Annotated in this window: 25 protein-coding genes; 4 read left to right on the top strand and 21 right to left on the bottom strand. The window is 69.7% G+C overall.

Annotated features, from left to right (window positions below; translation table 11 throughout):
• Positions 1-38 precede the first annotated feature (38 nt).
• The 7 genes from ACH4EW_RS19505 to ACH4EW_RS19535 all read right to left on the bottom strand — a co-directional run bounded on the left by ACH4EW_RS19505 (position 39) and on the right by ACH4EW_RS19535 (position 5,525).
• Complete coding sequence (locus tag ACH4EW_RS19505) at positions 39-512, bottom strand: hypothetical protein (protein WP_398258437.1); 474 nt, start codon at positions 510-512, stop codon at positions 39-41.
• A gap of 98 nt (positions 513-610) precedes the next feature.
• Positions 611-1,864, bottom strand: a complete 1,254-nt coding sequence (locus ACH4EW_RS19510; RefSeq protein WP_398258439.1) for a hypothetical protein — start codon at positions 1,862-1,864, stop codon at positions 611-613.
• On the bottom strand, positions 1,861-2,607 hold the full coding sequence (locus ACH4EW_RS19515) for an ABC transporter ATP-binding protein (RefSeq protein ID WP_398258441.1): 747 nt from the start codon (positions 2,605-2,607) through the stop codon (positions 1,861-1,863). The genes ACH4EW_RS19510 and ACH4EW_RS19515 overlap by 4 nt, the downstream gene beginning before the upstream one ends.
• 82 nt (positions 2,608-2,689) lie before the next feature.
• The gene (locus ACH4EW_RS19520; RefSeq protein ID WP_398258443.1) at positions 2,690-3,064 is read right to left on the bottom strand and encodes a hypothetical protein; all 375 of its coding nucleotides are present in this window, start codon (positions 3,062-3,064) and stop codon (positions 2,690-2,692) included.
• A 144-nt stretch (positions 3,065-3,208) separates the two neighbouring features.
• On the bottom strand, positions 3,209-4,402 hold the full coding sequence (locus tag ACH4EW_RS19525) for a hypothetical protein (protein WP_398258445.1): 1,194 nt from the start codon (positions 4,400-4,402) through the stop codon (positions 3,209-3,211).
• A gap of 404 nt (positions 4,403-4,806) precedes the next feature.
• A complete protein-coding gene (locus ACH4EW_RS19530; protein WP_398258447.1) occupies positions 4,807-5,277 on the bottom strand; it encodes an ATP-binding protein in 471 nt (156 codons plus the stop codon).
• Entirely contained in the window at positions 5,274-5,525 is a 252-nt protein-coding gene (locus ACH4EW_RS19535; RefSeq protein WP_398258449.1) for a hypothetical protein, read from the bottom strand. The genes ACH4EW_RS19530 and ACH4EW_RS19535 overlap by 4 nt, the downstream gene beginning before the upstream one ends.
• Before the next feature lie 116 nt (positions 5,526-5,641).
• Here ACH4EW_RS19535 and ACH4EW_RS19540 point away from each other — a divergent pair, with 116 nt between their 5' ends.
• Both ACH4EW_RS19540 and ACH4EW_RS19545 read left to right on the top strand, forming a co-directional pair.
• Positions 5,642-6,520 (top strand): helix-turn-helix domain-containing protein, encoded by an 879-nt coding sequence (locus ACH4EW_RS19540; RefSeq protein WP_398258451.1) that lies wholly within the window; start codon positions 5,642-5,644, stop codon positions 6,518-6,520.
• Positions 6,498-6,749, top strand: a complete 252-nt coding sequence (locus ACH4EW_RS19545; RefSeq protein ID WP_398258453.1) for a DUF397 domain-containing protein — start codon at positions 6,498-6,500, stop codon at positions 6,747-6,749. The genes ACH4EW_RS19540 and ACH4EW_RS19545 overlap by 23 nt, the downstream gene beginning before the upstream one ends.
• Before the next feature lie 78 nt (positions 6,750-6,827).
• Here ACH4EW_RS19545 and hemC read toward each other — a convergent pair whose 3' ends face one another.
• From hemC to ACH4EW_RS19570, 5 genes are all read right to left on the bottom strand, one after another.
• Positions 6,828-7,760, bottom strand: coding sequence for a hydroxymethylbilane synthase (gene hemC, locus ACH4EW_RS19550; RefSeq protein WP_398258455.1), 933 nt, complete (start codon positions 7,758-7,760; stop codon positions 6,828-6,830).
• A 17-nt stretch (positions 7,761-7,777) separates the two neighbouring features.
• On the bottom strand, positions 7,778-7,915 hold the full coding sequence (locus ACH4EW_RS19555; RefSeq protein WP_398258457.1) for a hypothetical protein: 138 nt from the start codon (positions 7,913-7,915) through the stop codon (positions 7,778-7,780).
• Positions 7,916-8,023: 108 nt separating this feature from the next.
• Positions 8,024-8,515: a hypothetical protein gene (locus tag ACH4EW_RS19560; protein ID WP_398258459.1), complete on the bottom strand. Its 492-nt coding sequence runs from the start codon at positions 8,513-8,515 to the stop codon at positions 8,024-8,026.
• Positions 8,516-8,723: 208 nt separating this feature from the next.
• Positions 8,724-13,376, bottom strand: coding sequence for a cation-translocating P-type ATPase (locus ACH4EW_RS19565; protein WP_398258461.1), 4,653 nt, complete (start codon positions 13,374-13,376; stop codon positions 8,724-8,726).
• Positions 13,377-13,449: 73 nt separating this feature from the next.
• Positions 13,450-14,034, bottom strand: a complete 585-nt coding sequence (locus ACH4EW_RS19570; RefSeq protein ID WP_398258463.1) for a hypothetical protein — start codon at positions 14,032-14,034, stop codon at positions 13,450-13,452.
• 531 nt (positions 14,035-14,565) lie between these two features.
• On the opposite strand from ACH4EW_RS19570, the gene ACH4EW_RS19575 reads away from it, so the two are divergent.
• Positions 14,566-14,859, top strand: a complete 294-nt coding sequence (locus tag ACH4EW_RS19575) for a hypothetical protein (RefSeq protein ID WP_398258464.1) — start codon at positions 14,566-14,568, stop codon at positions 14,857-14,859.
• 62 nt (positions 14,860-14,921) lie between these two features.
• Here the strand turns inward: ACH4EW_RS19575 and ACH4EW_RS19580 are convergent, their stop codons facing one another.
• The 6 genes from ACH4EW_RS19580 to ACH4EW_RS19605 all read right to left on the bottom strand — a co-directional run bounded on the left by ACH4EW_RS19580 (position 14,922) and on the right by ACH4EW_RS19605 (position 19,314).
• A complete protein-coding gene (locus ACH4EW_RS19580) occupies positions 14,922-15,857 on the bottom strand; it encodes a CorA family divalent cation transporter (protein ID WP_398258466.1) in 936 nt (311 codons plus the stop codon).
• 52 nt (positions 15,858-15,909) lie between these two features.
• Complete coding sequence (locus ACH4EW_RS19585) at positions 15,910-16,101, bottom strand: hypothetical protein (protein WP_398258468.1); 192 nt, start codon at positions 16,099-16,101, stop codon at positions 15,910-15,912.
• A 476-nt stretch (positions 16,102-16,577) separates the two neighbouring features.
• Positions 16,578-17,186 carry a hypothetical protein gene (locus ACH4EW_RS19590; RefSeq protein ID WP_398258470.1) on the bottom strand — a complete coding sequence of 203 codons (609 nt, stop codon included), beginning with the start codon at positions 17,184-17,186 and terminating at the stop codon, positions 16,578-16,580.
• Between the two features lie 28 nt (positions 17,187-17,214).
• Positions 17,215-18,213, bottom strand: coding sequence for a peptidase (locus ACH4EW_RS19595; protein WP_398258472.1), 999 nt, complete (start codon positions 18,211-18,213; stop codon positions 17,215-17,217).
• A 16-nt stretch (positions 18,214-18,229) separates the two neighbouring features.
• Positions 18,230-18,766: a hypothetical protein gene (locus tag ACH4EW_RS19600; RefSeq protein WP_398258474.1), complete on the bottom strand. Its 537-nt coding sequence runs from the start codon at positions 18,764-18,766 to the stop codon at positions 18,230-18,232.
• Between the two features lie 329 nt (positions 18,767-19,095).
• Positions 19,096-19,314, bottom strand: coding sequence for a hypothetical protein (locus ACH4EW_RS19605; protein ID WP_398258476.1), 219 nt, complete (start codon positions 19,312-19,314; stop codon positions 19,096-19,098).
• A gap of 239 nt (positions 19,315-19,553) precedes the next feature.
• Here ACH4EW_RS19605 and ACH4EW_RS19610 point away from each other — a divergent pair, with 239 nt between their 5' ends.
• A complete protein-coding gene (locus ACH4EW_RS19610; RefSeq protein ID WP_398258478.1) occupies positions 19,554-20,774 on the top strand; it encodes an RNA-guided endonuclease InsQ/TnpB family protein in 1,221 nt (406 codons plus the stop codon).
• Between the two features lie 35 nt (positions 20,775-20,809).
• Here ACH4EW_RS19610 and ACH4EW_RS19615 read toward each other — a convergent pair whose 3' ends face one another.
• The 3 genes from ACH4EW_RS19615 to ACH4EW_RS19625 are packed head-to-tail and all read right to left on the bottom strand — an operon-like array spanning position 20,810 to position 24,170.
• The gene (locus tag ACH4EW_RS19615) at positions 20,810-21,703 is read right to left on the bottom strand and encodes an SDR family oxidoreductase (RefSeq protein ID WP_398258480.1); all 894 of its coding nucleotides are present in this window, start codon (positions 21,701-21,703) and stop codon (positions 20,810-20,812) included.
• Entirely contained in the window at positions 21,700-22,650 is a 951-nt protein-coding gene (locus ACH4EW_RS19620) for an alpha/beta fold hydrolase (protein ID WP_398258482.1), read from the bottom strand. The genes ACH4EW_RS19615 and ACH4EW_RS19620 overlap by 4 nt, the downstream gene beginning before the upstream one ends.
• Complete coding sequence (locus tag ACH4EW_RS19625; RefSeq protein WP_398258484.1) at positions 22,647-24,170, bottom strand: flavin-containing monooxygenase; 1,524 nt, start codon at positions 24,168-24,170, stop codon at positions 22,647-22,649. The genes ACH4EW_RS19620 and ACH4EW_RS19625 overlap by 4 nt, the downstream gene beginning before the upstream one ends.
• Positions 24,171-24,334: the final 164 nt, after the last annotated feature.

The following is a 24,334-nucleotide window of genomic DNA, read 5'->3' on the forward strand; positions in this document are numbered from 1 at the left end:
GTAGGCCATCTACCGTAGATCCACGCGTGGTTCAGGTATCAGCGAGACACGAACGTCCGTGGGAACGCCGTCAGTAGTGCGAGTACGAACAGGGCGACCGCCGCCAACCACGCAGTCATGCTGTTGGAGGGATAGAGGGCAATGGCCCACCAGGTGTGGGCCACATGGCCATCGGGGCCGTAAGCACGACCGAGGATGAGGTTGATGACCAGGAACATCAACCCGGCTGCCGCTGCCGCGGCTTCATTGAGCAAACGGCGCGTGAGCAATCCGAGGGCGAGAAGGACTGTGACGTTGCGGGCGATGTCCATTCCCACGACCAGTCCGGCCAGGTGCGCCAGGACCACAGTGAGAACGACGGCACCCTGGTCGAACCGGCGAATGGGCAGAACCGCCGTGATCTCCACGTCGAGTATCCGCCGTTCCAAGCAGTACATGACAGCCACGGCCACCAGAACGGGCGTGAAGTAGGCGAGTTGGGCGCTACCCATGCCGCTGGTCAGACTCGGCACAGGCACCTCGCTCGCTCCCACCGTCCAACACACCACAACAAGGAGGACGAGTGCGGCGGGGGCGGCCCACCAGCGACGCACAGCGATCGCATAGCGCCTCATGAGGTGACCTCGACGCAGCGCTCCTGACTCACCGCGTTCTTGGTGAACCAGTCGGCCTGCCCCTCTGCGGGAAGCCGACGAACCTCTTGAAGTGCCGCCCATTCACGGTCGGGCATCGCCTGTCGCACGGCCTGTTCGTCCACTCCGACCACCAGGGCGGCCCAGGCGGCGGCCGGAGAGCCCGGCTGCCGGCAGTCGTCCACACCTGTGCGTGCGGCCGTCCCGGTAACCGCCGATTCCGCCAGGTCCGCCGTGTACCGGGCGCGGTCCTGCTCACCACCCCGTGGAGGCAACGACCAGTACAACGGCCATGTCCCCGGCTTGAGCCGAACGTTCGCCGAGGCGACCCGCAGCTCTTCCGGGGCGGCTATTCCAGCGCCCTCCAGCCGCTTGAGCGGATCCAGGGCATCTCGCCGCAACTGTTCCGCGTAGGGCTCGTACTCCGGTGGTACGCAGACCCTCGGCGCCTGCCCGGTGCAGAACATGGCGACATCGCGGGGGCTGGTCGGGTGCCGGTAGCCCCAGTCGCTCACCGCGGCGCGCCCGGCAACCAGTGTGGCTGCTGCCACGGTGCAGGCGACCACCACCGCCCAGGCACGTCGGCGCATCCTGGCGAGGAACCAGAATGCGACGGCCATTGCGGAGACGACACCCCAGGGGACCAGGTACACGGCGGGGGTGCGCACATCGGTGACGGTCGACAGCCCGTCGATGAAGCCACCCAGATGACGGACCCAGGCGTTGGCCGTCGCGTGCGGCATGGACAGCCACGCCCAGCAGCCGATCCCAGCAGCGGGTGCCGCAACGCTCCTGGGCATGACGAGCCCGAGGCACCAGCCGATGACCAGCCAGCCGAGGGAGAGCACGATCAGATGGGCCACGGCGAACCAACCGGCCCCTGCGGGCAGCACACCCACGGCCCGATAGGCCACGACGAGTGCCCCGGTAACAAGAACGAGCAGCAGAACCAGGACCGGAACGACAGCCCACAGCAACTGCCGCACCGCGCCGCGTCGAGCGGTGGCGCACAGGGCACCGAGCATGCGGTGGCGCCCCGCTTCCCAGGCGGCGGCCGCGGCTACGGCCGGGGCGATGACCACGACGGCGTACGCCGCCAGTTCGCCGGTCTGCACCCCGTACCCCGATGGCTCGGTGAAGGTGGCGTCGTCGATGTACAGGGCTGCGTACAACAAGATGGGGAGTACCAGCCAGGGCGCGGCCGAGGCGCGGAGATTCGCCCAGGTAATCACTCCGCCGCCTCCAAGAGCGACGCGTAGGCGCTCTCCAGACGTCGGCCCGGCACGCACCCCGGCTCGGCGTGACCGGCGAACTCCACAACCGTGCCCCTGAACCTCGGTTTTCCCGATTCAAGGACCACGACCTCGTCGAAGGCCTCGTCGAGGTCGCCGATGTCGTGGGTGGAGACGATCACATCGACACTGCCCCGCAGAGAGATCAGCAGGTCGAGGAAACGACGCCGCTGGTGCGGGTCGAGCCCGACGGTCGGCTCGTCGAGAAGCAACAGCTCGGCATCATGGACGAGCGCCTGCGCGATGGCGACCCTCTGCTGCTGGCCACCGGACAGAGTCTTGACCTTGTTGTCGATCTTCTCCGTCAGACCGACGCGCTCGATCGCCTCCGGTGCAGCACGCCAGGCGTCGCGCTCCCGCATACCTTTGAGCCAGCCCACATAGGCCACATGTTCTCTACACGTCAGCCCGGGGAGGAACCCAGGACGCTGCGGCAGCCAGGACACCTTGCCCCGATAGGCCCGCGCGTGCTTGCGAATGGCCGGATCGAGTCTCCCGTACTGAACGCGTCCCGCTTGTGGACTCAAGGCACTGGCGCCGAGTGTGAGCAGGGTGCTCTTGCCTGCCCCGTTGGGACCCAGAAGGACGGTATGCCCAGGTGAGAACGCCAGATCGAGCCGGTCAAGCACAGGACGGGATCTACGGCCGTAGCGAAAAGTACATGACTGGTAATGCAGGGGCATGGGGGCTACCTCGTGGGCGGAACAAGGGAAAGCCTTCCTGGGGAGCCCCACAGTTCGAGGCTGCCCAGGAAGGATGAAGTGCTCAGTAGGTTACGGTCAGCGACTTGACCCATACGTGGAGGTTGGAAGCACCGTAGTTGACCGCGAAGTAGTAGTCGCCCGAACCGTGGTCGGACCAGTCACCCGACGAGGTAGACGTGCTGCTGACAAAGCAGTTGGTGAAGTTGGCCGTCGCGTAGCTCGGATCCGGCCCGAGAGTGTCCTTGCGGAGGGTGACGTTGACCACGCTGTCGCTGCCGTCATCCGAGCAGCCGGTGAACTTGATGTTGGTTGCACCGCCGGAGTCCGCCCAGCGGCGGGACTCAAAGCCCGGACCAGCGTTCGACAACGAGCTGGACCAACTCGCCGCCTGGGCAGGCGCGGCGAGAAAACCAAGCGCAGTCGCAGCGCCGATCACAACGGTACCTATGCGACGACCGGGCACACGCAGAGCAGCCGAATATTCAGATCTCAACTTTCTTCCGTTGCGTTGGCTTCAACGGACACGGAGAAGGTATAGACATGAGCAGAGTTGATCAATGGATGCGTAAATTTCTGCCAATCATTGGCAAATTTCGTCAGCTTGGTTGCCAGCGGCAGAAGCTGCGTGATCACTCCGAGTTGAGCCATTCGGCACCACACCCCACAAGCCGTCACCCAACCCTGACGCCACCGTCCCCTCACACATGGCAGCGCGCACCAGGGCGCGGCCCCTGGCGGTCGTTTCCGCGCGGCGAGCACTTACGCTATCGGGCCCGGTACTGGCGCCGGAGTCGGCGCCGGAGCCGTCGGCCGGGACCGCGCAGTCAGGGCACAGGCCCGCGCGCGAAACGGGGTGACCGCACTCCTCGCACTCGGCCCAGCGCGGCACGCCTGAACCAGGCCGTTCCGGCGACGAACACTCGGGGCTCATAGCCGCTGGGGACGGCGGCAACTTCCGTGTCAGGCGGTTGCGCAGGATCGCCGAGGCGGAGTGGATACGGGCGGGCAGCCCGCCCAACAGGGCCCCGGCGAGGTCTCGTTGGTCGTAGCCGCGCTCCAGCCAGGCGGAGACCAGCGGCGCGAGGGCAAGCGCCTCGACCGCACCGAGCCGCAGTCGCGGTTCCGGACGGATCACCCGGAACAGCGTGGCAACCGCCACCCCATGCGCCTCGGCGGTCGTCTCATCGACGCGGCTTCGATCGGTCCCGGCCCCGGCCCCGAAGACCTCCGTGGCCGTGCGTACGTCCCCAGCCGTACGCACGTCGCTGACCACGGGCGCCTCCGGCGGCTCGCCCGTACCCGTGATGGCACCCCCGTCGCGAACCCCGGCCGCGGTCAGCCGTTGCCTCGGGCCGGGGAGGGTGGGTGTTTTCCCAAGGTTCTTTACAGGGTTGGTGCCCCGGTCACCAGCGGTCGGCACACCGGAACCCGGACGCCTGATACCCGGTGCGATCTGGCGGTCGATACCCGAACCCGAGACGGACTGCGGAGTGTCGTAGACATGGGCCTCGCTGACGAAAGTCCCGTCATCACGACGGACCTTGAGGACCCGGTAGTACCCGAAGGCCGTCAGTTCCCGCAGCGCCTTCGCCACCGCCAACCGACCCTGCGGACTCGCGTCGGCCATCCGCCGACCGTCCTCGGACCAACCATCAGGACGGGAAAGAAGATCGGCCAACAGGCCACGGGCGGTGTACGACAACCGCCGGTCCTGTAACAACGCGTTGGGGAGGACCGTGAAACCGCGCGTATGGCGGCTACGATGAATCTGCATGAGGAGTTCTCTCTCCTTGTGCCGGGCCCCGGAGCGTTGGCGCGCTGCCGGGGTCATCTTATTTTCGAGGTCACAGAACGTACCACGCTCGACACGTTCAGTTTGCCCAATCCGGTCAACCCGTCTGAATGCAGCCCGTTTCTGAGGCCGGTGCCGCGAGTCGTCAGCCCGGTTCGTGAACACGCTGCCCATGGCCTCGGCCAGTGACTTCACCACTGGTGCGACCAGGTGCTCCTGGTCGGGGCAGGCTCTCAGGTCGATCGCGATCCCGAAGCAGTCAGGGGTGATCTCTTGCAGGTACAACGGAGTTGGCAGGTCGGCACCCTGATTTGACGCCGCTCTCTGTACCGGAAAGGGGCAGCGAGCCACTCCCGAAATGAAGAGACACCGGAGCGGCACGCCGCTCAGCACGTCGGGTCGGCTCCGGCTCCGGCTCCGCCGAGACCGACGCCGGCCCTGCCAGGACCGGTCGGCTCGCACACCGGTGGGTCCCACCCGGCGGGCACACGCAGCTCGCACCAGACCGTCTTCCCGGACGGCCCCTGCTCCACGCCCCACCGCAGTGCCAGCGCGTCCACGAGCGCCAGCCCCCGCCCCGACTCGTCACGGACCCCAGCGGTTCGCAGAACCGGCCAGAGACTGGGCCCGGGATCGCTCAACTCGACGCGGACGCGGCCGGAGCACGTACCGGCGACCCGGAGGGTGACCGGCGTCCCCTCGCCGAGATGCACGATCACATTGGTCAGCAACTCACTGATGCAGAGCAACAGATCGGGCGCATCCACACCACCGCACCACCCCCGCACCATGTACCGCACCTCCGGTACGGCCTTCGGCACGGCGAGCAGATCCATCCTGAGCGGCAGCGGGGTCATCCACCGGCCGCCGTACGCAGCACCTCGGCCAGCCGACGCGCAGTCTCCGCAGTGCAGTTGCCGAGCGCGACCAACGGCGGCCGGGTCGTCCAGCCGGCGAGGGTCAGCGGATCGACGCCGAGCGACGGCAGGGTGACGCCGTGGGCCGTGAGCGCGGCGCCGAGCGCGTCAATGGCCGCGTCGACCTCTTGCGCGGGTGTGTCGTGCGTAGCCGTGTCGTGCTTGGTTGCGACATGCGCGTCGTCCATGAGGGGGTTCCACCTTTCGTTGCGTACTGTGACGAACCACTCACACGCTGCCGCACGGGGCTCTACCTTGAAAGGGTTTCCCGCTCCACAACGCACAGCGCGAAAGGTGGTCAAGAGTGGCTACGCGCAAGGAGATCGACGGCTCGGCAGGCGTCCCGCAGTTCTACGGCAAGGAACTCCGCTTCAAACGGGAGGAGGCGGGCCTGACCTTGGAGAAGCTGGTGGACGGCAGCTTCTACGGCATCACGTACCTGAGCGAGATCGAGCACGGCCATCGCCGGATGCCCGTGGACCTGGCACAGCATGTAAACCGGGTGCTGGCGACGGACGGCTTCTTCGAGCGCCGTTGCGAGGACGTGCGGAAGGCGAGGCGCAAGGGGCACGCTGAGTACTTCGAACGCGTGCTGGACGCAGAGAAGCGCGCCGAAACTATCGACGAGTGGTCTCCGACGGTCTTTCCCGGTCTGCTCCAGACCGAGGCATACGCACGGGCCGTAATCTGCGCCGAGCGACTGCCTGAGCTTCCGGAAGAGACTGATGTGAAGGTCAGCGCACGGCTGGAGCGAGCACAACTCTTCGCGAGGAGCCACCGCACCCCGCAGTACTGGACCGTCCTGAACGAGTCCCTGCTACGTCTACCGATCCTGCCGCCGCAGCAAATGGCCGAACAACTCGACCACGTCGCTGCCCTCATCAAACGCGGCCGGATTTTTACACAGATCCTTCCGTGGAACACGGGAGCACACGCCCTAATGCTGGGCAACGCCCTGATCCTGGACTTCGCGGACGCTCCGCCATTGGCCTACACGGAAGGTCAGCACCACGGAATTACCGTCGACGATCCAGGCCTCGTGAAGCAGTATCAGAGGTCGTACGATCTCCTGAGGGCCGCCGCCTTGCCGCCGGAGGCGTCTCTCGCCCTGATCGAGGAAGCGGCAGAGGAATACCGAAATGGTTCGCAGCCGAATCGACTTGAGCGCCGCTACTTGGCGTAGGAGCAGCCACAGCAATTCCTCCGGCGGCAACTGCCTTGAAGTCGCCGAGGAGTTCGCCCGCTGGCGCAAGAGCAGCTACAGCAACGGCAGCGGCGGCAACTGCCTCGAAGCCGCGGTCGGCCACTCCGACATCATCCCCGTCCGCGACTCCAAGCGCCCCGACGGCCCGGTCCTCGTACTCCCCGCGTCCGCCTGGACACCGTTCATCGAGTCCGTCAAGGCAGCCTGAAAACAGCCTCCTTGAAACCACCATCCCGGCCCTACGGGTACACCGTCCCGAACCGGCCGGGGCATGGCACCGGATGAGTCAGTGCGCGATGCTGTCGATCACGTCGCGTGCGCCCTGCCGGAGAAGGGCGACGGCGACGGACGTGCCGAGCGTGGCCGGGTCGAGACGGCCTGCCCACTCGTGGGCGTTGAGCACGGTCTTGCCGTCCGTCGAGAAGACACAAGCTCTCAAGGACAGTTCTCCGCTGCGCTCGACCCGCGCGAACCCGGCGATCGGGCTGTTGCAGTGACCCTGAAGGACGTGGAGGAGCATCCGCTCCGCCTGCGTCTCGCGGTAGGCGTCGCGGTCGCCGAGCACACTGACCGTGTCGATCAGCTCCGTGTCACCCTCGCGGCACTGGAGCGCGAGGACTCCCGCGCCGATGGGCGGCATCATCGTCTCGGTCGAAAGGATCTCCGTGATGACGTCCGCGCGGCCGATCCGCTCCAGCCCGGCGACGGCCAGGAGCAGGGCATCGGCTTCGCCAGCGGCCAGCTTCTCCATACGGCGGTTGGCGTTGCCGCGCATCGGTACGCACTCCAGGTGCGGGTAGGAGGCGGAGAGCTGCGCGATCCGGCGTACCGAGGAGGTGCCGATCCGGGTGCCGGCCGGGAGCTGGTCGAGGGTGCGGCCGCCGGGGTGGATGAGGGCGTCGCGGATGTCGTCGCGCTTGAGGAAGGCGGCGAACGTCGTGCCGGCCGGGAGGGGCCGGTCGGCGGGGATGTCCTTGACGCAGTGGACGGCGAGATCGGCCTCACCGGCGAGGAGAGCGGCGTCGACCTCCTTGGTGAAGGCGCCCTTGCCCTCGACCTGGGAGAGGTCACCCATCCACTTGTCGCCGGTCGTCTTCACCGGAAGCACGGTGGTCTCGATGTCAGGGCGGAGCGCCGCCAGTTCAGCGCGCACACGCTCCACCTGGGCGAGAGCCATCGGCGAGTCGCGGGAGACGATGCGAATCAGATCAACCGACATGGGGGCACGATAAACCCTCAGATGTGCACGGCCACCACCAGGCCGGAGGCCCATTTCATCGGCGTGGCACGCCAGTTGGGCACGTCGGGCAGTTGTTCGAGGAACCCGTCTACCCTCGGCTGGTGGTCCTCGGGCCACGTGACCTGCGGAATCATGTCATCGACGATGTACAGGGCGCCGGGCTTCCAGGGCGTGTTGGAGCACGTTGGGGCGCGCACCCCGCAGGGCCCGCCGTACGGCCTCTGAGCCGAAGGGCTCGCGCGCTATTTGCCCCGCAGTCCGGCCAGGTAGGCCGCGAGTCTCGGCTTGTCGTCCTCGATGCGTTCCAGGATGGCCTCCGCTGTCTCCCGGCGGCGGGTGCCCAGTTCGCGGTAGACGAGCCACAGACCGGTGCGCGCGGCCTCCCTGCAACGGTCACCCAGGTCGGCACGTCCCACGGCGACCTCGTCCTCGTCGGACTCACCCAGCACGATCTGCCACAGAAGCTCCAGGACGAAATCCCGGGCATCCGCCGACAGTTCATCGAGCAGACCCGCCAGAAGGACCGGGACCACCGGCAGTGCGGCATCGCGCAGCTGCCCCTGAACGACCACGACGTTCTCCAGTCCCCAGTAGGCCTCCGTGGCCTCGTCCTCGTCAGCGGCCCCGAACAGGCGACGCAGTGCGTCCGGAACCTTGCCGGACCGGTCGCCGAAAGTACCGAATTCCTCCCACCGGATGCGTGAGATCTCCACATCGGCCAGACGTTTGCCCACCGGACACCCTCCTGCACTCCCCTGCGCTCCTGTCCATTCGCGGGCGCAGCCGCAGCCCTCATGGAACACCGCCGGTTCAGCCGGGCGGAACCCGGGGTGCGGCCGCCAGAGGCACCCATGGCGCCCGCTGCCGAAGATCGTCATCACCACCGTCCCGTTCCACGTGTAGCCCTCTCCCCCTCGGCGGACGGCTCTCAGAGGACGGCCCTCAGTGGACGAACCGCACCACGGGACGCACCCGCGCGGCGAGGTCGGACAACAGCCGGTCGGCGTGTGGCAGTACGCGGGGCCCGAGGGCGGCGGTACCGACGGCGACGGCCACGCCGGTCCATGCCACCGGTCCCAGCGGCGTGCACCCGAAGAAGTGGCTGACGCCCGGCGTCTGGACGAGGGCGACGAGCACGACGGCGGTGCCGAGGACGGTGACCAGCACCAGCGGGCTGTGGCGGCGTCCGACGACGGTCTGGGTGAGCTGGGCTCCGACCACACCGCACAGGGCCATCGTGCTGGTGCGCCGGACCGAGCCGGGGGTGAGCACACCGAGCAGCCACGCGACGGTCGCGCCGACCCCGGTGACCAGGCCGCGGTCGCGGATCTGACGGGTCAGCGGCGGCCCGAGGACGGCGAGACCCACCGGTGCTCCGACGGCGGCGGCGGGCTCGCCGGCGGGCTCCGGGTCGAGCGGGGTGACCGCGACCGCCATCGCCGGGAACATGTCGGTGAGCAGGTTGACCAGCAGCAGCTGACGCGTCGACAGCGGCGACGTACCGGACAGCAGGGTGCCCAGCACGGAGAAGCCGACCTCACCGGCGTTCCCGCCGAGCAGGATGCTGATCGCGTCGGCCACGCTGCGCCACAGGGCACGGCCCTCGCCGATGGCGTCGATGAGCACCGACAGCTCGTCGTTGGTGATCACGAGGTCCGCGGCGTTGCGTGCCGCGGCCGACCCGCGCGCCGCGATGCCGACCCCGACATCGGCGGCACGGATGGCGGCGGCGTCGTTGGCGCCGTCCCCGACCATGCCCACGACGCGCCCCGCCTCCCGGAGCGCCTCGACCACCTGCAGCTTCTGCTCGGGTGCGACGCGAGCCACGACGCCGCAGTCCCGGAGCAGCCGCGCCCGCCCCGCCCGGTCGAGCGCGGCCAGTTCGTCGCCGGTGACGACCGTGACGTCCGAGGGCCAACCCAGGGTCAGCGCCACGGAACGGGCGGTCTCGGGGTGGTCGCCGGTGAGCATGACGGGTCGTACGCCGACCTCGCCGAGACCGGCCACGAGCGGGGCCGAACTGGCGCGAGGACGGTCGGCGAGCGCCACGAACCCGACGAGTTCCAGCGATTCGAGCGGCTTGTCCAGTGTCTCGGCCGCCTCCTCCGCCACAAGACGGCGCCTGGCTACGGCCAGCAGCCGCAGGCCCTGGGCGGCAAGGGCGCGCGCCTTGTCGACGGTTGCCGGATCCGCGTCCAGGCAGCTCGGCAGCATGACCTCGGGCGCTCCCTTGACGACCAGGGTGTCCCCGCCGTCCGCGTCCCTCCCGACGGCGGCCGCGTAGCCCCGGCTCGCCTCGAAGGGCTGGGCCCGCACGACGGTCCACCCTCTCTCGCGCGGGGCGGCCGCCAGAACGGCCTCGTCGGTGGCGTGGGCGTGGACGCCCGGCTGCTCGGCCACGCGGGGGCAGGCCCGGGCGGCGATGCGAAGGATCTGTTCCGCTTCGGGGCCGGATTCGGGGCCGGACGCCGGGTGCTCGGCGCCGGCGGCGGTGACCAGGCGGACGACCCGCAACCGGTTCTCGGTGAGGGTCCCGGTCTTGTCGAAGCACATGGTGTCCACGCGTCCCAGGGCCTCCAGGCTGCGCGGCGTGCGGACCAGGACGCCCAGCCTGCTGAGCCGCCGGGCCGCGGCCATCTGCGCCACCGTCGCGACCAGGGGCATGCCTTCGGGAACGGCGGCCACCGCGACCGCCAGCCCGCCCTGGAGGGCGGTGCGCACCGGGCGGCCGCGCAGCAGGGACAGACCCGCTACCACGGCGCCGCCCGCGAGGGTGAGGGGCAGGGCCCGGCGGGTCAGCTGGTGCAGCCGCGCCTGGACCCCCGCCGACGGGGGGACCCGGGCGGCGAGGGACGCCGCACGGCCGGCCTCGGTCTGGTCGCCGGTGCCCACCACCACGGCACGGGCGCGCCCGGCCACCACCGTGGTGCCCTCGAACGCCATGGAACTGCGGTCCGCGACGGACACCTCCGATACCGGCGCCACCTGCTTGCGGGCGGGCAGCGACTCGCCGGTCAACGAGGACTCGTCGACCTCGAAGCCGCTGACCTCCAGCAGACGCGCGTCGGCCGGCACCACATCGTTGGTACGCAGCTCGATCACCGCGCCGGGCGTCAGTCGTCCGGCCTCGACGACGGACGGCTCGTCCGCCGACACATCGGGCAGGAGCCGGGCCGTGCGCCGCTGTCCCGTGGCGAGTTCGGACAGCGCCCGCTCCGCGCGCAACCGCTGTACCCCGCCGACCAGGGCGTTCCCCGCGACGGCCCCGACCACGAGAAACGCGTCCACCGCGGACCCCAGCAGCGCGGACGCGGTGGCACCGATCAGCAGGACGGGGGTGAACGGGTCATCGAGTTCGGCCCAGGTGGCGCCCGCCAGACGCGCGCCGACCCGGACCGGCGCGAGGACCGGGTGAGCGGCTGCAGTGTTCAGGGTGTGGCCGGTCCGGCCCCGCACCACCTCCCACGCGGTGGGCGCGGCCCGCGGCACCCTCGCCAGCCGGGCCATCACCTCCTCCGGATGCAGTGCGTGCCACGGCACCCGCGGCCTGGGGTGCGGGGGCGCGGCGGAGGCGGCCCCCAGCCCGCCGAACCAGCCGGACACCAGAGACACGGAGGTGGCGATGCTGACCGGGCTGATCCGCAGTTCGAGGGGGAAGGGGACCGGCTGGGTCCGGGCCCCGCGGGTGAGCACCAGGAGTTCGGAGAGCGCGGCACCCGCCTCGGCGAGGAACTTGGCCCGCCGACCGGCCGCCCGTGCCGCGGGCACGGCGGACAGCAACCGCCACGCGCCCTCCAGACCGCGCAGGGGCAGCACGTCAGCGCCCCAGACGACGGCGCCGCGCGCGTCGGCGACGGCCACGGCGATGTCGCTGCCGAGCAGCCCTTCGAGCACGTCGCGGGCGGCGTCGGTCAGCGCCCCTTCCGCTGCCGTCCGGTCGGCCGATGCGCCTCCCGCCGCCGTCCGGTCGGCCGGCACGCGCGCCACCGTCAGGACCGTCCGCCCGCCGTTCCGCAGACCGGCCACGACCTCGGCCAACGGAAGCCCGGGAGGGATGAGTTGGTCGGCCAGGGTCCGGAACTCACCCAGCGAGTGGTCGTCGGGTACGACGACGTGCAGACCGGCCCGGCGCGCCGCGTCCAGCACGGCCTCGGCCATCGGGTCGAGCTCCCGGCCGACCAGGACGGTACCGACGTCCCTGCCGCGCACCGACGCGATCATCAGGCCCGTGTCCGGCGCTTCCGCGTCCGCCATGGCCTCGTCGGGCACCGGCCGCAGGTGGACTCCCGGCTTCCCTGCCCGGGACGCCGCCGCCCCGTCCCCGGGCGTGCTCAGGGCCGCGGTGGCCTCCCGCCACAGCCTGCGGTGGTTCCACCCGGTCCTGCTGGGATGTGCCTCCAGCACGGTACGCCGGGTACTGCGCAGCGCTCCGGGATGCAGGACGACGGTGTCCACGATCTCCAGCCGGCGCAGCCGCTCCGGGTTGCGGACCAGCACGTCCTCGCGTGCCAGGACACTGCCGAGCGCCGCGGTGAAGGCCGCCGGGCCGTAGCGGGCGGCCTTGGGCGAACCGGCGAGTGCGGTCTCCGCCGCCCCGTCGACGCTGCGGGTGAACACGAGCGCGGTGACGGCGCCGCCCAGCATTCCGTTGATCGCGGCGTCGGCGTACTCCTCGCCGGGGCACGAACGCAACGGCGGACGTACGGTGTCGTTTCCGCCCACCGTCGGCCTGCCCGGGGCGCACAGCGTGTCGTGCAGGGCGTCGAACGCCGCGAGCTGGGCGACGGACTCCGCCACCTGGGCGATCCGCAAGACCGCGTCGAGCAGCAGGGGGCTCGGCGACTGCCCGATCCCGCAGGCGGCCGCATGGGCCGCGGCGAGCACCAGGTCGGCCAGGTCCGCGCCCAGCGCCTGGTTCAGCACCCTCCGTACCCGGGAGTCCTCGCGCATCACGACGGCCGCGGCCACGACGATCTCCGGCACGGTCCTCAGAAGGGTCGTCCTCGCCACGAGGGCCGTGGCGATGCCGACCGCGTCGCAGGCCACGGCGACGGCATTGACGCGCACACCCCCGGCCGCCCCGGGGTGCGTGTGCTCCAGCACCTGGTCGTCGACGCGCACCAGCCCGTGCCGGGCGGCGATCTCGGACACCCGGTCCACCAGTTCCTCGCCGACCGCGGCCTCGGTGGTCTGCACGACCAGCCGTTCCAGGCCGCTGTCCCAGTAGGCGACCAGCACATCGGGGTGTTCGGCCAGCTCGACGGCCGCCTTCTCGCAGGCGGCCTCGAACTGCTCCAGGGCCGGTTTCCGCACCTCCGGATGCTGCCGCAGCGCGAGGTGCATGCGGGACCCGGCGCGCCAGTGACCGGTCTGAGGGGTCATGGCGTTGCGGGCGACCCTGCCGACCCGCAGTGTGGTCGCCGACACCGCCGCCGCGCCGCTCACGACGCCACGTGCACCGGCGCTCACGAGTTCGGCGGCCATCCGTGCTGTGCCGGTGGCCGGCGGGGCGATCCGGCGCGTGGCCTCGACGGGGGATGCCAGGGCGTTCTGAAGGACCGCGGCGGGCAGCCCGGTCAGCAAGCGGAGCAGCATGTCTCACCTTCGCGGGCCTGCCGCACGGGCTGGGGCGGAACGAACGGTCGTCGGAGCGGGCGGAGGACCGACGTCAGCTCTTCTTCCGCCCACCCGCCTTGGTGCGCGAGGTGCCCGCCGAGGCGCTCTTGGTGGTCCGCCCGGACGGGCGAGCCTTGGCCTTGGCCGTGCCCGTGGTGCTCGCCGGCTTCGGCGCGCGGCTCTTCGCCGTACCCGCACCGGCCTTGCCGGAACGGGACTTCGCCTTGCCGGTGGCGGTCGACGCCTTGGCCGACCTGGCGGCGTGCTTCCTCTGCATCCCCTCGGCACGGGCCTCGCCTGCCGTCCGGGCCGCCTCGGCGTCCTTGGGACGCTGCTGTGTGAGCCACACGGCGGCGGCGCCCGCCGCGACCACCGGCCACTCGACCACGCCGGCCACACCGAGCAGCCCGGCACCGGTGTACGCCGCGACGCGCCGTGCGCGGGGCGAGACGATCCCGACGGAGTCCAGCACACCGTCGACGAACACCTTGGCCCGGTCGGCGCCGGGAACCTTCTCCACTGCCGTCGTCACCATCTGCACGGGGTGCGTCAGCGTCTCCTGGACGGGATGCCGCATCTTCGTGTCCCCTGCGCCGTGTGCATGGGATGTGCCGTGCGCTTGGGAACTGCCAGCCATGGTCGCTCTCCCTCGGTAGGACGGGTAAGGCATACATCGAGGCGTGATATAGCTCACCTTCCCGACAACCTTGACCAGATCCGACAACTTCGGCAACTCTGGAGATATCCGCATGCCGCCGGATGATGGAGTCGGCGATGCGGCCGCCGCGCCGCCCGCCTCACTCCACCGGACGAGTCCGAAAGGACGCCCGACAGGCTCTGAGCCCGAGGGGACGCCCGACCGGCAGTCCGGTTTCCGGCTCCGCCCCGGCGGGGCCGAGCCACCGCGGATCACAGACCGAACACTCGCGCATGTCCCGGCCATGAGGAGGTGACGGCATGAGCGCCCGGTCCAGTCCCGACCCTTGTTCCAGAAAGCCGACCCTCACCACCGTCATCCCCCTCACCGCCCTTCCGGCCTGACCGCGGCCCCTGCGCACGCCGGCCGGCCCGTCCCGCGCTCCTCCGCGGACCGGGCCGTCCCGCTGTACGCGAGAACAACGCCGTCCGGGCCGCGGGCGTCGAGCCCCACTTCCGCGAAGGCCGTCTCATGCGCATCGAACTCACCTGGCCGCGTCCCGACACCGGCGACCGGACCCTGACCCTCGTACTTCCCGGCCTGCCCGCCCAGCTGTACGCCGCTCCCGCCGCCCTGCTGCGCGCCGTCGTGTGCGCGGAGCCCGTGGTCTCGGCCGCCGCCGTCGCCGTCGGCGCCGGCCCGGTCACCCGGGCCGCGCTGCCGTACGCCCTGCGGTTCGCCCGGCACGCGCTCGACATCGGCACGACCGACCACCGTCGCCGCTCTGGCCCGGGGCAGCGAGCCGGACGTGGTCCAAGGCGCTGATCACGGCGTTCTCCCGGGGCATGGGCGTTCCCTCCGTGCGTGAGTGGTCGCGCCGGTGGCGGTCAGCGCAGCCAGCCGCGGCGGCGGATGTACCACAGTGGGATCAGCGCGGCGATGAAGGTCAGCGCGGTGGTGGCCAGGAAGCCGTGCTCCCAGGACAGTTCGGGCATGTTGGTGAAGTTCATGCCGTAGAAGGTCGCGATCAGCGTCGGCGGCAGGAACACCGCCGTGATGATGGTGAACACCTTGACGATCTGGTTCTGCTTCACATCCAGTGACGTCATGATCGACTGCTGGAGGTAGCGGACCTTGTCGTGCTCGTAACTGGCGTGGTCCTTCACGCCGTTGATGTCGGCGACCAGGACGTCGATCAGGGAGGCGAGCGCGGGGTTGCGGGTGTCGGCTTCGGCCCGCAGGTGGCGGGCGGCGCGGGCCAGCATCAGCTGGGACTCCTGGGAGCGGGAGACGATCTCCTCGGCCGCGTTCATCCGCTGGATGGTGTCCTGCATGTCGGTGACCCCGATGTCGGTGCCGCGCTCGTCGTAGCCCTGGGTGGCGAGCACGATCTCGTCGCTCATGTCCTCCAGCACGTCCGAGGCATGGTCGATCACGCGCTCCTGCGCCTCGTTGAGGGCGTACAGCAGCGCGTACATCACGCCGTGTGCGCTCTCAGCCAGGTGCGGAAGGCGTCGCAGCCGGGCCAGGGCCTTGTCGAACGGTGCGAAGGGGACCTGGGGCTGGAGAGTGACGAGGACGTCGTCACCGAGCGCGAAGACCAGACGTTCGCGGCGGACCGCGTCACCACTGCGTATGTTGACAACGACCGGCAGGTAGACGAAGTTGTCGCTCTCCCACACGCGGCCGGCAGCGGTCTCGAAGTCGATGCCGGTGACCTTCTGTGCCTTGGCGATGGCGTCGCGGTCGTCGGCGGCGACCTGCACCCAGTGCTTGCGCAGGCTGGTGACGTCGTAGGTGGCCGCGACCATCTCGTAGGTCATGGGTGTTCCTCCTCGGGGTGTGCGGCGAGTCGTTCTCGGCGGTCGCGGTGGTCTACGGGTTGAACGGGGAGGTGGAGGAGGACTCCGAGTTGCTGGGCGGCGGCTCGGGGGCCGCGTAGTGGACGACCAGCAGGCCGATGCAGATGAACAGGTACAGGCCGATGGTGAACATCAGGGCCTGACGCTCAAGGTTCGGCCGCTTCGTCTTCGGCGTAGATGTCGCGGGCTTGGTCAGCATGACCATGGGGAGGACCCCCTTGTGGTGGTGGGGCGGCCCGGCGGGCACCCCGGAGCCGCATGCGGGCATGCAGCGGCCAGGGCACGGCAGGTGCCGCTTCGGAAAATGCCAGGAGTGATGCACAGCAAATGCCAGGAGTGATGCGCAGCCGCACAAAGGGCTCGGGCGAGAAGGACACACCCGCCCGTCAAGCGGGCAGTCGGGGGCGTGCCGTCAGGCGCGGACCGGAGCGACCGGAAGCGGGGTCGGACTATGACCCGGATCAGAAGTGTCCATGACCGCCCCCTCTCGCGTTCGAGCGCGGCCGCTGCCGCGCAGGTCAAGCAGGATCAGCCCGTCTCGAACGGCGCACACGCAGCATGCGCCGGCGGGCTGACTACGACCACCATACTTGCACAGATACGCAAGAAGAGGCAAAGGGACGGCCGTCAGCATCACGTCAAGGAAGACGCAGCGCTTGGTTCGGGGGCGGCTGCGCTTGGTCAGGCGACGGAATGGGTGATGGTGCCGGTGTACTGGCCGGCGGGTGCGGTGGTGGGCACGGTGATGACCAGGGTCGGGTTCCAGCTGCAGCTCTCGTTGGCAGCTCCCGTGTGGGAGAAGGCCGTACGGGGCGCGTTGAGTGTGACTTGATTGCTTGCGGCGACCTGGCCGGGGTGGCAGTTTCCTGAGCCGGTGCCGGTGACGGGTCCGGACCAGTAGGCGATGCCGCTGGCCGAAATGGTGCCGCCTACCGTGGTCAGTGCGGTGGCGGTCACGGTGACGTTCCAGTCGGAGATATCGCTTCCCGTGACGGTGACGGTGCCCAGTTGGGAGCTGTGGCTACTGCCGGCCGAGGCGGCGCCCAGGTTGGCGATCGTCGGCACGGTGATCGTCAGGCTGGATTGTGTCAGGGCACGCGTGGAGTGCGGCTGCGACCGGGGTGAAGGCCGGACCCTGCCCTGGGGCTTCGCGGCAGCGGTGAGGGAGGATCCCGGTCTCGTTGCGTCCGTGCTCGGTGTGCCCGTAGCCGGCGCGGAGGTGGAGGGTGCGGGGGAGGGCTGGATGACCGCCGCGAGCAGGGCGGCGGTGATCAGGATGCGGGTGTGCACAGATGTCCGTTGCTGCCGTGGTGTGGAGTCAGGAGGCGGTGTGGTTCCGGCTGCTTCTGCGTGCGGCAAGTGTGAGCAGACCGAGGGCGACGAGGGCGACGGCGCCGCCTGCCCAGAGAAGACGGTTGGAACCGGCGGAGGCGATCACGGCTCTCACGGGCCTGCCGTCCCCGGCGTCGGGGAAGGAGAGGTGCCCGGTGGCGGTGTGTTCCAGGAGTCCGCTGCGCAGGGTGACGTTCGCAGTCCACGGCCCCTTGGGGATGCTGGTTCCGAGGGTGAAGGTGATCTCTCCGGTGTCGCCGGGGGCGAGTGTGGGGCCCTGGTCGCTGGTGAAGGGGCCTGCGGCCAGGCCGTCCGGGCCGTTCTCCAGCATGAGCTTGCCGGTGATGTCCACCGCTCGCGCCCCGGTGTTGCGTACCTGGGTGCGGAGTTGGGGCAGGCCGCCACGGTCGCGGGAGGGGATGAGGTTGGTGATGCGGAAGTCGGAGGGCTGTTCGCCGCCGGGGCCGATGTCCAGGTAGACGCGGGTGCCGACGCGCTGGACCATGGCGATGTTGGCGTGCTTTCCGGGGGCTGAGCGGTGCTGGGCCCAGATGACGCCGTAGCGCTCGCCTTCCGGAGCACGGCGGGGGACACGGATGGTGGCTCGGACGCGAGCCCTGGTGTGAGGGTGCAGTGTGAGGCGGGCCGGTTCAAGGGTGACCCAGCGGGCGAGTTCGTTGCGCCCACCGTCCGATGGGTAGACGAAGCGGCCTTTGTGGATGCCTGCCCTCCCGGCATACATCTGCAGCTTCAGTGGTTTGCCGCTGTCGTTGGAGACCTCGAGTTTGCGGTGGATCGTCGTGCCGGGCGCCAGGTGGTCGATGATGTAGCTGGAGGCGCGCGGATCGTCTTTGCGTTCGACGGGGGCTTCCAGCAGCTTGATCCCCAGGGTGATCCGGGGGACGCCTGGCGCCGGGTGGGCCGTGGCGGCGGCTGGAAGGCTGAGCAGCCCTGCCGCCGCCAGGAATGTGAGAACCCGCTTCATGGTGCCGAGATCCGCCTCAGGCCACGGAGTGCGTGATCGTGCCGGTGTACTGGCCGGCCGCGACGGTGCTGGGGACGTTCACCAGCACGGTCGGGTTCCAGGAGGCGCTGTTGGCGCCGCCGCCCGCGGTGTGTGCGAAGGCGGTTTGAGCGGAGGACAGGGTCACGGCGGCGGCCGCGGTGGCCTGCCCGGGGGTGAAGGTGCCGCTGCCGTTCGTGCTCGCGGCAGGCCCCGACCAGTACGCGACATCGCTGTTGGGGATGGTCTGGTTGGCGCCGCCGGCCCCGGTGGCGAACGCCGAGGAGGTCACCGTCGCTGTCCACGGTGCGGGCACGACACCGCGTTGGTCGTTGACTGTCACCGTGCCCAGCTGTCCGGTGGCCGTACCCCCGAAGGTCGTGTTCGACAATGCGGCGCTGGCCGGCGCACTCAAGGCCAGGCTCGCGCCCTGGACGGTGAAGGTGACGGTCGTGTCCTGGGCCTGAGCCGAAGACGTCACTGTGGCCAGCGTCAGTACGGCAGCCCCGACAACCACCGCAGGCAAAATTCTCATCAGCGTTCTCCCAAGGAATCGGTCAGCCCCCAGGGATAGCAGCGCGACAAACCGCAGCCCTTGGAGGCACGGCAGAAACTGTTGGCGCTCATACCCGGTCGAACCAATAGGCTGACCTGCTTACTTACCGATCCCGTCATACGAACCGACAACTCGCAAGAGAGGTACCGTGCCTGCGGTCGTGCAGCTGACCGCCGGGAGGGCATTGACCGTCCGCGCTGCGGCGGAAGTGAGGTTCCGGTGCGGCGCCGCGCACCCACGCCGGAAAGGGCGTGCCCGGACTCCCGGACACGCCCTTCCTCAGACAACGCGCAGAGTCTCGAAACGCGTCAGCGGTCGTGCTTCTCGCGGACGTCGCGCGTCGCCGACTGGGCCTTGTTACGGCCCTGTTGCGACGTCTTCGAGGACCGCTGGGACGCGTCCCGCGTCCGCTCCCGGCCCTCGCTGCGACCCTCGCCGCGGCCCTCGCTACGGCCTTCGTTCGCCTTCTTCTTCGCCTGGTCGGCGAGCTCCTGCGCCTTGTCCTTGAACTGGTCTGCGATACCCATGCTTTTCACTCCTAGTGGGTGCGTGGGGACGGTCCGTAAGGACCTCGATCAGAGTTACACGCCCCGGCACCCACCGCATTTCGATCACCTGAAAACCGGAGAATGCCCCGGTCTTCAGGCCGGGGAGGGATCCGGCTTCCCGTGCAGCGGGGCAGGGGCGGCCGGATCGTCGTCAGGGCGATCCGACGTCTCGGGAGCAATGGCGGCGAGGCCGACCTCGATGGGCCACCATGGGGCCTATGGCGACACTGAAGGCTGCCGAGGATGCCGGGTGCGCCCGGTACACCTACCGGCTCCGTGTGTCGTCGACCGCCCTGCGCCTGCTCGAAGCCGAATGGGACCGGTGCAGGTGGATCTGGAACGAGTGTGTCGCCAAGTCCAAGCAGGTGCACCAGCACAGCAAGGCCACCGGCGAGGAGCGGACCTGCGGCCCGGCGCAGCTCGACAAGATGCTGACCGGGGCCCGCAAGAAATTACCGTGGCTGGCCGAGGGCTCCTCGGTGCCGCAGCAGCAGATCATCCGGGACTTCGGCAAGTCCCGGGCGAAGGCGCTGAAGGACATCAAGGACCGGCTGCCGGTGCGGCAGCGTGCCGGGATGCCCAAGTGGAAGAAGAAGCGTGAAGCTGACCCGTCGCTGAACTACACCAGGCGCGGCTTCCGTCTGAAGGACGGCCGCTTGCACCTGGCAGGCGGGATCGTGCTGAGCGTGGTGTGGTCGCGAGACCTGCCCGCCAACCCTTCGAGTGTGCGCGTGTACCGCGACAGCCTCGGCCACTGGTATGCGTCCTTTGTCGTACCCACGCGGGCCGAACCGCTGCCGGAGACCGGCCGCGCGATCGGTGTCGACTGGGGCGTGAAGGAGACCACCACCACCACTTCGGACGACCATGATCTTCCGCATGCCGAGCACGGGAAGAAGGCGCAGCAGCGTCTGGCGCACTATCAGCGGTTGATGGCCCGCCGCCGGCCGAAGCGCGGCCAGGCCGGATCGAGGGGGCACAAAGCGGCGAAGCGGCAGGTCGCGAAGCTCCACAAGAAGGTTGCCCGTCAGCGTCAGGACACGGCCCGCAAATGGGCGAAGAAAGTCGTCCGCGACCACGACGTGATTGCCGTGGAAGACTTCAAACCGAAATTCCTCGCGAAGTCGACGATGGCACGCAAGGCCGCGGATGCTGCCATCGCTGCCACGAAGGCGGCCCTGGTGGAGATGGGCCGCAAGCACGGGCGGGATGTCCGTCTCGTGAACCCCAAACACACCACGATGGACTGCGCAAAGTGCGGTGCGAGAGCCAAGCAAGCACTTCCGCTGTCAGAACGAACGTACACCTGCACCGCGTGCGGAGCCATGTCCCCGAGAGACAAGAACTCCGCACACGTGATGCTGGTCCGGGCTGGTCTCAACCCGGCTGATGCTGAGGGTACAAGCCCGCCCGGGGCGCCGCTCCGGGCGGCAGCCTGAGTCAGGAATCCCCTCCCTTCGGGGAGGGGAGGATGTCAATTACGCTGCGTGCGCACCGCCCGCGCGTCCTGGTCAGCGGCGCCTCCGGCGCCCACGAGGCCCTTGCTCACGCCCGTCAGCCGCGGCCCGAACCTGCGCATCTCGCGCCGGCCGACGACGCCGATCACCGCGGGGAGGTAGCCCCGGACGGGCTGCATCCCGCGCAGCCACCACTGCGCGTACACATGCGCGGAGCGCCGTTCGACCCCGGCCACGATCCGGTCGACGGCCGGGCCCAGCGGATACGTACGGTTCGCCGGCCAGGGCAGCCGCTGCCTCAACTCCCGTATCACGTCGTCCTGGTCGGCGCCCCGGACCATGTCCGTGTCGGTCCAGGACAGATAGCCGACCCCGACCTTCACCCCGCGGTAGCCGACCTCGGCACGCAGGCTGTGCGCGAACGCCTCCACACCCGCCTTGGACGCGCAGTACGCGGTCATCATCGGCGCCGGCGTGATCGCTGCGAGTGAGGCGATCTGGAGGAAGTAGCCGCGGCTCTCCATGAGCACCGGGAGGAACGCCCGCCCGGTCACCGCGCCACCGATCAGGTTGACCTCGATGACCCGGCGCCACGCGTCCGGGTCCGAGTCGACGAACGGACCGCCCGACGCGACCCCGGCGTTGGCGACGACGACGTCGACCTTCCCGAACCGTTCCTTGACCTCCTGGGCGACGCGGGCCATCGCCTCGTGGTCGGTGACATCCGCGAACCAGTGGTCGCTCTCCCCGTACAGCCGCTCGGAAACCTTCTTCAGCTCGTCCGGCTCCAGACCGACCAGCGCAAGCCTTGCTCCGCGCGCCGAGAGTTTGCGCGCCAGCAGTTCGCCCACGCCACGCGCCGCGCCCGTGACGACGACGACCTGTCCTTCGAGACTCCGCCCGCCGCTCATGCCACATCCTCCTTCTCGGACGTACTCTCCACACCGTCCGTACCGCCCGTCGGGACGTACGCGGTGACGAGTTCCCGGATCTTCGCGGTGACCGCCTCCGGCGCCTCCACCGGTGTCATGTGCCCCATGCCCGCCAGCACGGTCAGCCCCAGGCAGTCGGGCAGCGCCGCCGCGATGGCGCGGGAGTGCACGGGCGGCGTCAACCGGTCCTCCGTACCCGTGATCACCGCCGTGGGCACCCGCAACTCCCGTACCTCCGCGTCGAGATCGAGGTCTGCGAGGGCATGCCCCCAGGCGACCCTGGCCGCCCGCGGGCACGCATGCACGATCCCGGCGCAGATCCCGACCCGCTCAGGGGCCGAACCCGCTCCCATCGTGCCGTACTTCAGTATCCGCCTGGACACCGGTGTGACCGGCCCGAGCGGGATCCGCGCCTCGAGAATCGCGCGGGTCATCCGGGTACGGACGGCCCCGGCCCGCAACGGCACCACCAACGACTCGGCGACCAGCCGCGAACTGCCGGTGCTGCACAGCAGTACGGCGGCCGCGTGCTCGCGCAGCCCGGCCCGCCGCGCGGCGGCCATCATCGTCATGCCGCCCATGGAGTGTCCGGCGAGCACGGCCTTCTCGCCCGGTTCGAGGGCGGCGGCCAGCACCGCTTCGAGGTCGTCGGCGAGGGCGTTGGTGGTGTACCTCTCGAGCCTGCCCGCGGGCGAACGGCCGTGACCCCGTTGGTCGTAGACGACGACCCGGCGGTCCACCGCGAGGTCCCGGATCTGCGCGGCCCAGAAGTGGGTGCTGCAGGTCCAGCCGTGCGACAGCACCACCGCGGGGGCGCCGTCGCGTCCGTGCACCTCGACATGGATCCGGGCGCCGTCGGCGGAGATCGCGGTCAGTTCACGCGCGGGGACCGGCGGGGCGTCGTCGCGCCGCAGCAGCCTGCTCATCCCATGACCTCCTCGACGACGGACTCCTGGGGAGCGGCGGCCTGCCTCGGCATCCGGACGACCTCGTACTCCGCGAGATCGACCGACCGCGTCACCTTGCGGAATTCGGAAGTGGTGCCCGGCCAGACCGTTGTGTTGCGCCCGTTGGCGTCCAGGTACCAGCTGTTGCAGCCGCCGGTGTTCCACACGGTGCGCTTCATCCGTTCCTGGACCCGGCGGTTCCAGGCGCCGACCGCCGAGGCCCGCGCGTCGAGTGCGACGCGGCCGCCCAGCACGTTCAGCCGGCGCAGATAGTCGGCCATGTAGTTCAGCTGAGCCTCGATCATGAGGATCATCGAGGAGTTCCCGAGCCCCGTGTTGGGGCCGATGATCGTCATCCAGTTGGGGAAGCCGGCCACGCTCGCACCGCGCAGCGCCTGCATGCCGTCCTTCCAGGACTCGGCGAGGGTGATGCCTTCCGCGCCCACCACCCGCTCGGCGATCGGCATGTCGGTCACATGGAAGCCGGTGCCGAAGATGATCGCGTCGACCTCGGCCTCGGTACCGTCGGAGGCGACGACCGTGGAGCCGCGCACCTCGGCCAGACCGGAGGCGACCACCTCCACATTGGGCTGGGCGAGCGCCGGGTAGTAGGCGCTGGAGAGCAGGATGCGCTTGCAGCCGATGCGGTACGAGGGGGTCAGCTTGGCCCGCAGCGCCGGGTCCTTGATGGACCGCGCCATGTTGGACTTGGCTATCGCCTCGACCGGGCCCAGCTCGTTCGGACGCTTGGTGAAGGCGCTGACCTGCAACTCCCTTATGCCCCAGAGCAGTCCGCGACGCGCGGTGCCGGTGAACGGGAGCGTGCGGTGCAGCCAGCGCTCGGCGCCACTGATCCTGCGGTCCATGCGCGGCATGACCCAGGGCGGGGTGCGCTGGAAGAGCGTCAGCCTGCCGACCTCGGGCTGGATCGAGGGGACGATCTGGACGGCGGAGGCGCCGGTGCCTATCATCGCGACGCGCTTGCCGGCCAGGTCGTAGTCGTGGTCCCAGCGGGCCGAGTGGAAGACCTTGCCGGGGAAGGCGTCGAGGCCGGGGATGTCCGGCGTCTTCGGGTCGGAGAGCGGGCCGGTCGCGGAGACGACGACGTCGGCGGTGAACGTGGCCCCGCTCGTCGTCTCTATCCGCCAGTACAGCTCTTCGCCGTCCCAGCTCATCATCTTCACTTCATGGCCCAGCCGGATGTGCGGGCGCAGCCCGAAAGTGTCCGCGACGTGTTCCAGGTAGGCGCGTATGTGTTCCTGCCCGGAGAAGGTGCGCGGCCACTCGGGGTTGGGTGCGAACGAGAACGAGTAGAGGTGGGACGGTACGTCGCAGGCGCAGCCCGGATAACTGTTGTCGCGCCAGGTGCCACCGACGGAGTCGGCCCGTTCGAGGACGACGAAGTCCGTGATGCCTTCGCGGCGCAGCCGGACCGCGGCCCCGAGGCCTCCGAATCCGGATCCGATCACCGCCACTCGTATGTGCTCGTGCTGGGCCATGCTGCCGCCTCTCGCGATACGCCACACGACTCCGCCAGCAATCACTGGCATTGTTGGGAGAGTAGGGCAGCTCCGTACCGATGGGTAGGGGTGCGACAAGGGAAAGTTACCGGCGGTACAACATAGGGTGCGGGCGTGACTGAAGGACGCGAGCACCGTGAATA

This window comes from Streptomyces sp. NPDC018000 (assembly GCF_044328025.1).
Lineage (GTDB): Bacteria > Actinomycetota > Actinomycetes > Streptomycetales > Streptomycetaceae > Streptomyces.

Excerpts from the sequence above, each read along its gene's own strand:
- ACH4EW_RS19555 (WP_398258457.1), bottom strand. The coding sequence starts at position 7,915 with ATGATTCCGCAGGTCACGTGGCCCGAGGACCACCAGCCGAGGGTAGAC.
- ACH4EW_RS19515 (WP_398258441.1), bottom strand. The coding sequence starts at position 2,607 with ATGCCCCTGCATTACCAGTCATGTACTTTTCGCTACGGCCGTAGATCC.
- ACH4EW_RS19610 (WP_398258478.1), top strand. The coding sequence starts at position 19,554 with ATGGCGACACTGAAGGCTGCCGAGGATGCCGGGTGCGCCCGGTACACC.
- hemC (WP_398258455.1), bottom strand. The coding sequence starts at position 7,760 with ATGTCGGTTGATCTGATTCGCATCGTCTCCCGCGACTCGCCGATGGCT.
- ACH4EW_RS19600 (WP_398258474.1), bottom strand. The coding sequence starts at position 18,766 with ATGAGAATTTTGCCTGCGGTGGTTGTCGGGGCTGCCGTACTGACGCTG.
- ACH4EW_RS19570 (WP_398258463.1), bottom strand. The coding sequence starts at position 14,034 with ATGGCTGGCAGTTCCCAAGCGCACGGCACATCCCATGCACACGGCGCA.
- ACH4EW_RS19565 (WP_398258461.1), bottom strand. The coding sequence starts at position 13,376 with ATGCTGCTCCGCTTGCTGACCGGGCTGCCCGCCGCGGTCCTTCAGAAC.
- ACH4EW_RS19595 (WP_398258472.1), bottom strand. The coding sequence starts at position 18,213 with ATGAAGCGGGTTCTCACATTCCTGGCGGCGGCAGGGCTGCTCAGCCTT.
- ACH4EW_RS19605 (WP_398258476.1), bottom strand. The coding sequence starts at position 19,314 with ATGGGTATCGCAGACCAGTTCAAGGACAAGGCGCAGGAGCTCGCCGAC.
- ACH4EW_RS19580 (WP_398258466.1), bottom strand. The coding sequence starts at position 15,857 with ATGACCTACGAGATGGTCGCGGCCACCTACGACGTCACCAGCCTGCGC.
- ACH4EW_RS19575 (WP_398258464.1), top strand. The coding sequence starts at position 14,566 with ATGCGCATCGAACTCACCTGGCCGCGTCCCGACACCGGCGACCGGACC.
- ACH4EW_RS19525 (WP_398258445.1), bottom strand. The coding sequence starts at position 4,402 with ATGCAGATTCATCGTAGCCGCCATACGCGCGGTTTCACGGTCCTCCCC.
- ACH4EW_RS19625 (WP_398258484.1), bottom strand. The coding sequence starts at position 24,170 with ATGGCCCAGCACGAGCACATACGAGTGGCGGTGATCGGATCCGGATTC.
- ACH4EW_RS19620 (WP_398258482.1), bottom strand. The coding sequence starts at position 22,650 with ATGAGCAGGCTGCTGCGGCGCGACGACGCCCCGCCGGTCCCCGCGCGT.
- ACH4EW_RS19615 (WP_398258480.1), bottom strand. The coding sequence starts at position 21,703 with ATGAGCGGCGGGCGGAGTCTCGAAGGACAGGTCGTCGTCGTCACGGGC.
- ACH4EW_RS19535 (WP_398258449.1), bottom strand. The coding sequence starts at position 5,525 with ATGGACGACGCGCATGTCGCAACCAAGCACGACACGGCTACGCACGAC.
- ACH4EW_RS19530 (WP_398258447.1), bottom strand. The coding sequence starts at position 5,277 with ATGACCCCGCTGCCGCTCAGGATGGATCTGCTCGCCGTGCCGAAGGCC.
- ACH4EW_RS19585 (WP_398258468.1), bottom strand. The coding sequence starts at position 16,101 with ATGGTCATGCTGACCAAGCCCGCGACATCTACGCCGAAGACGAAGCGG.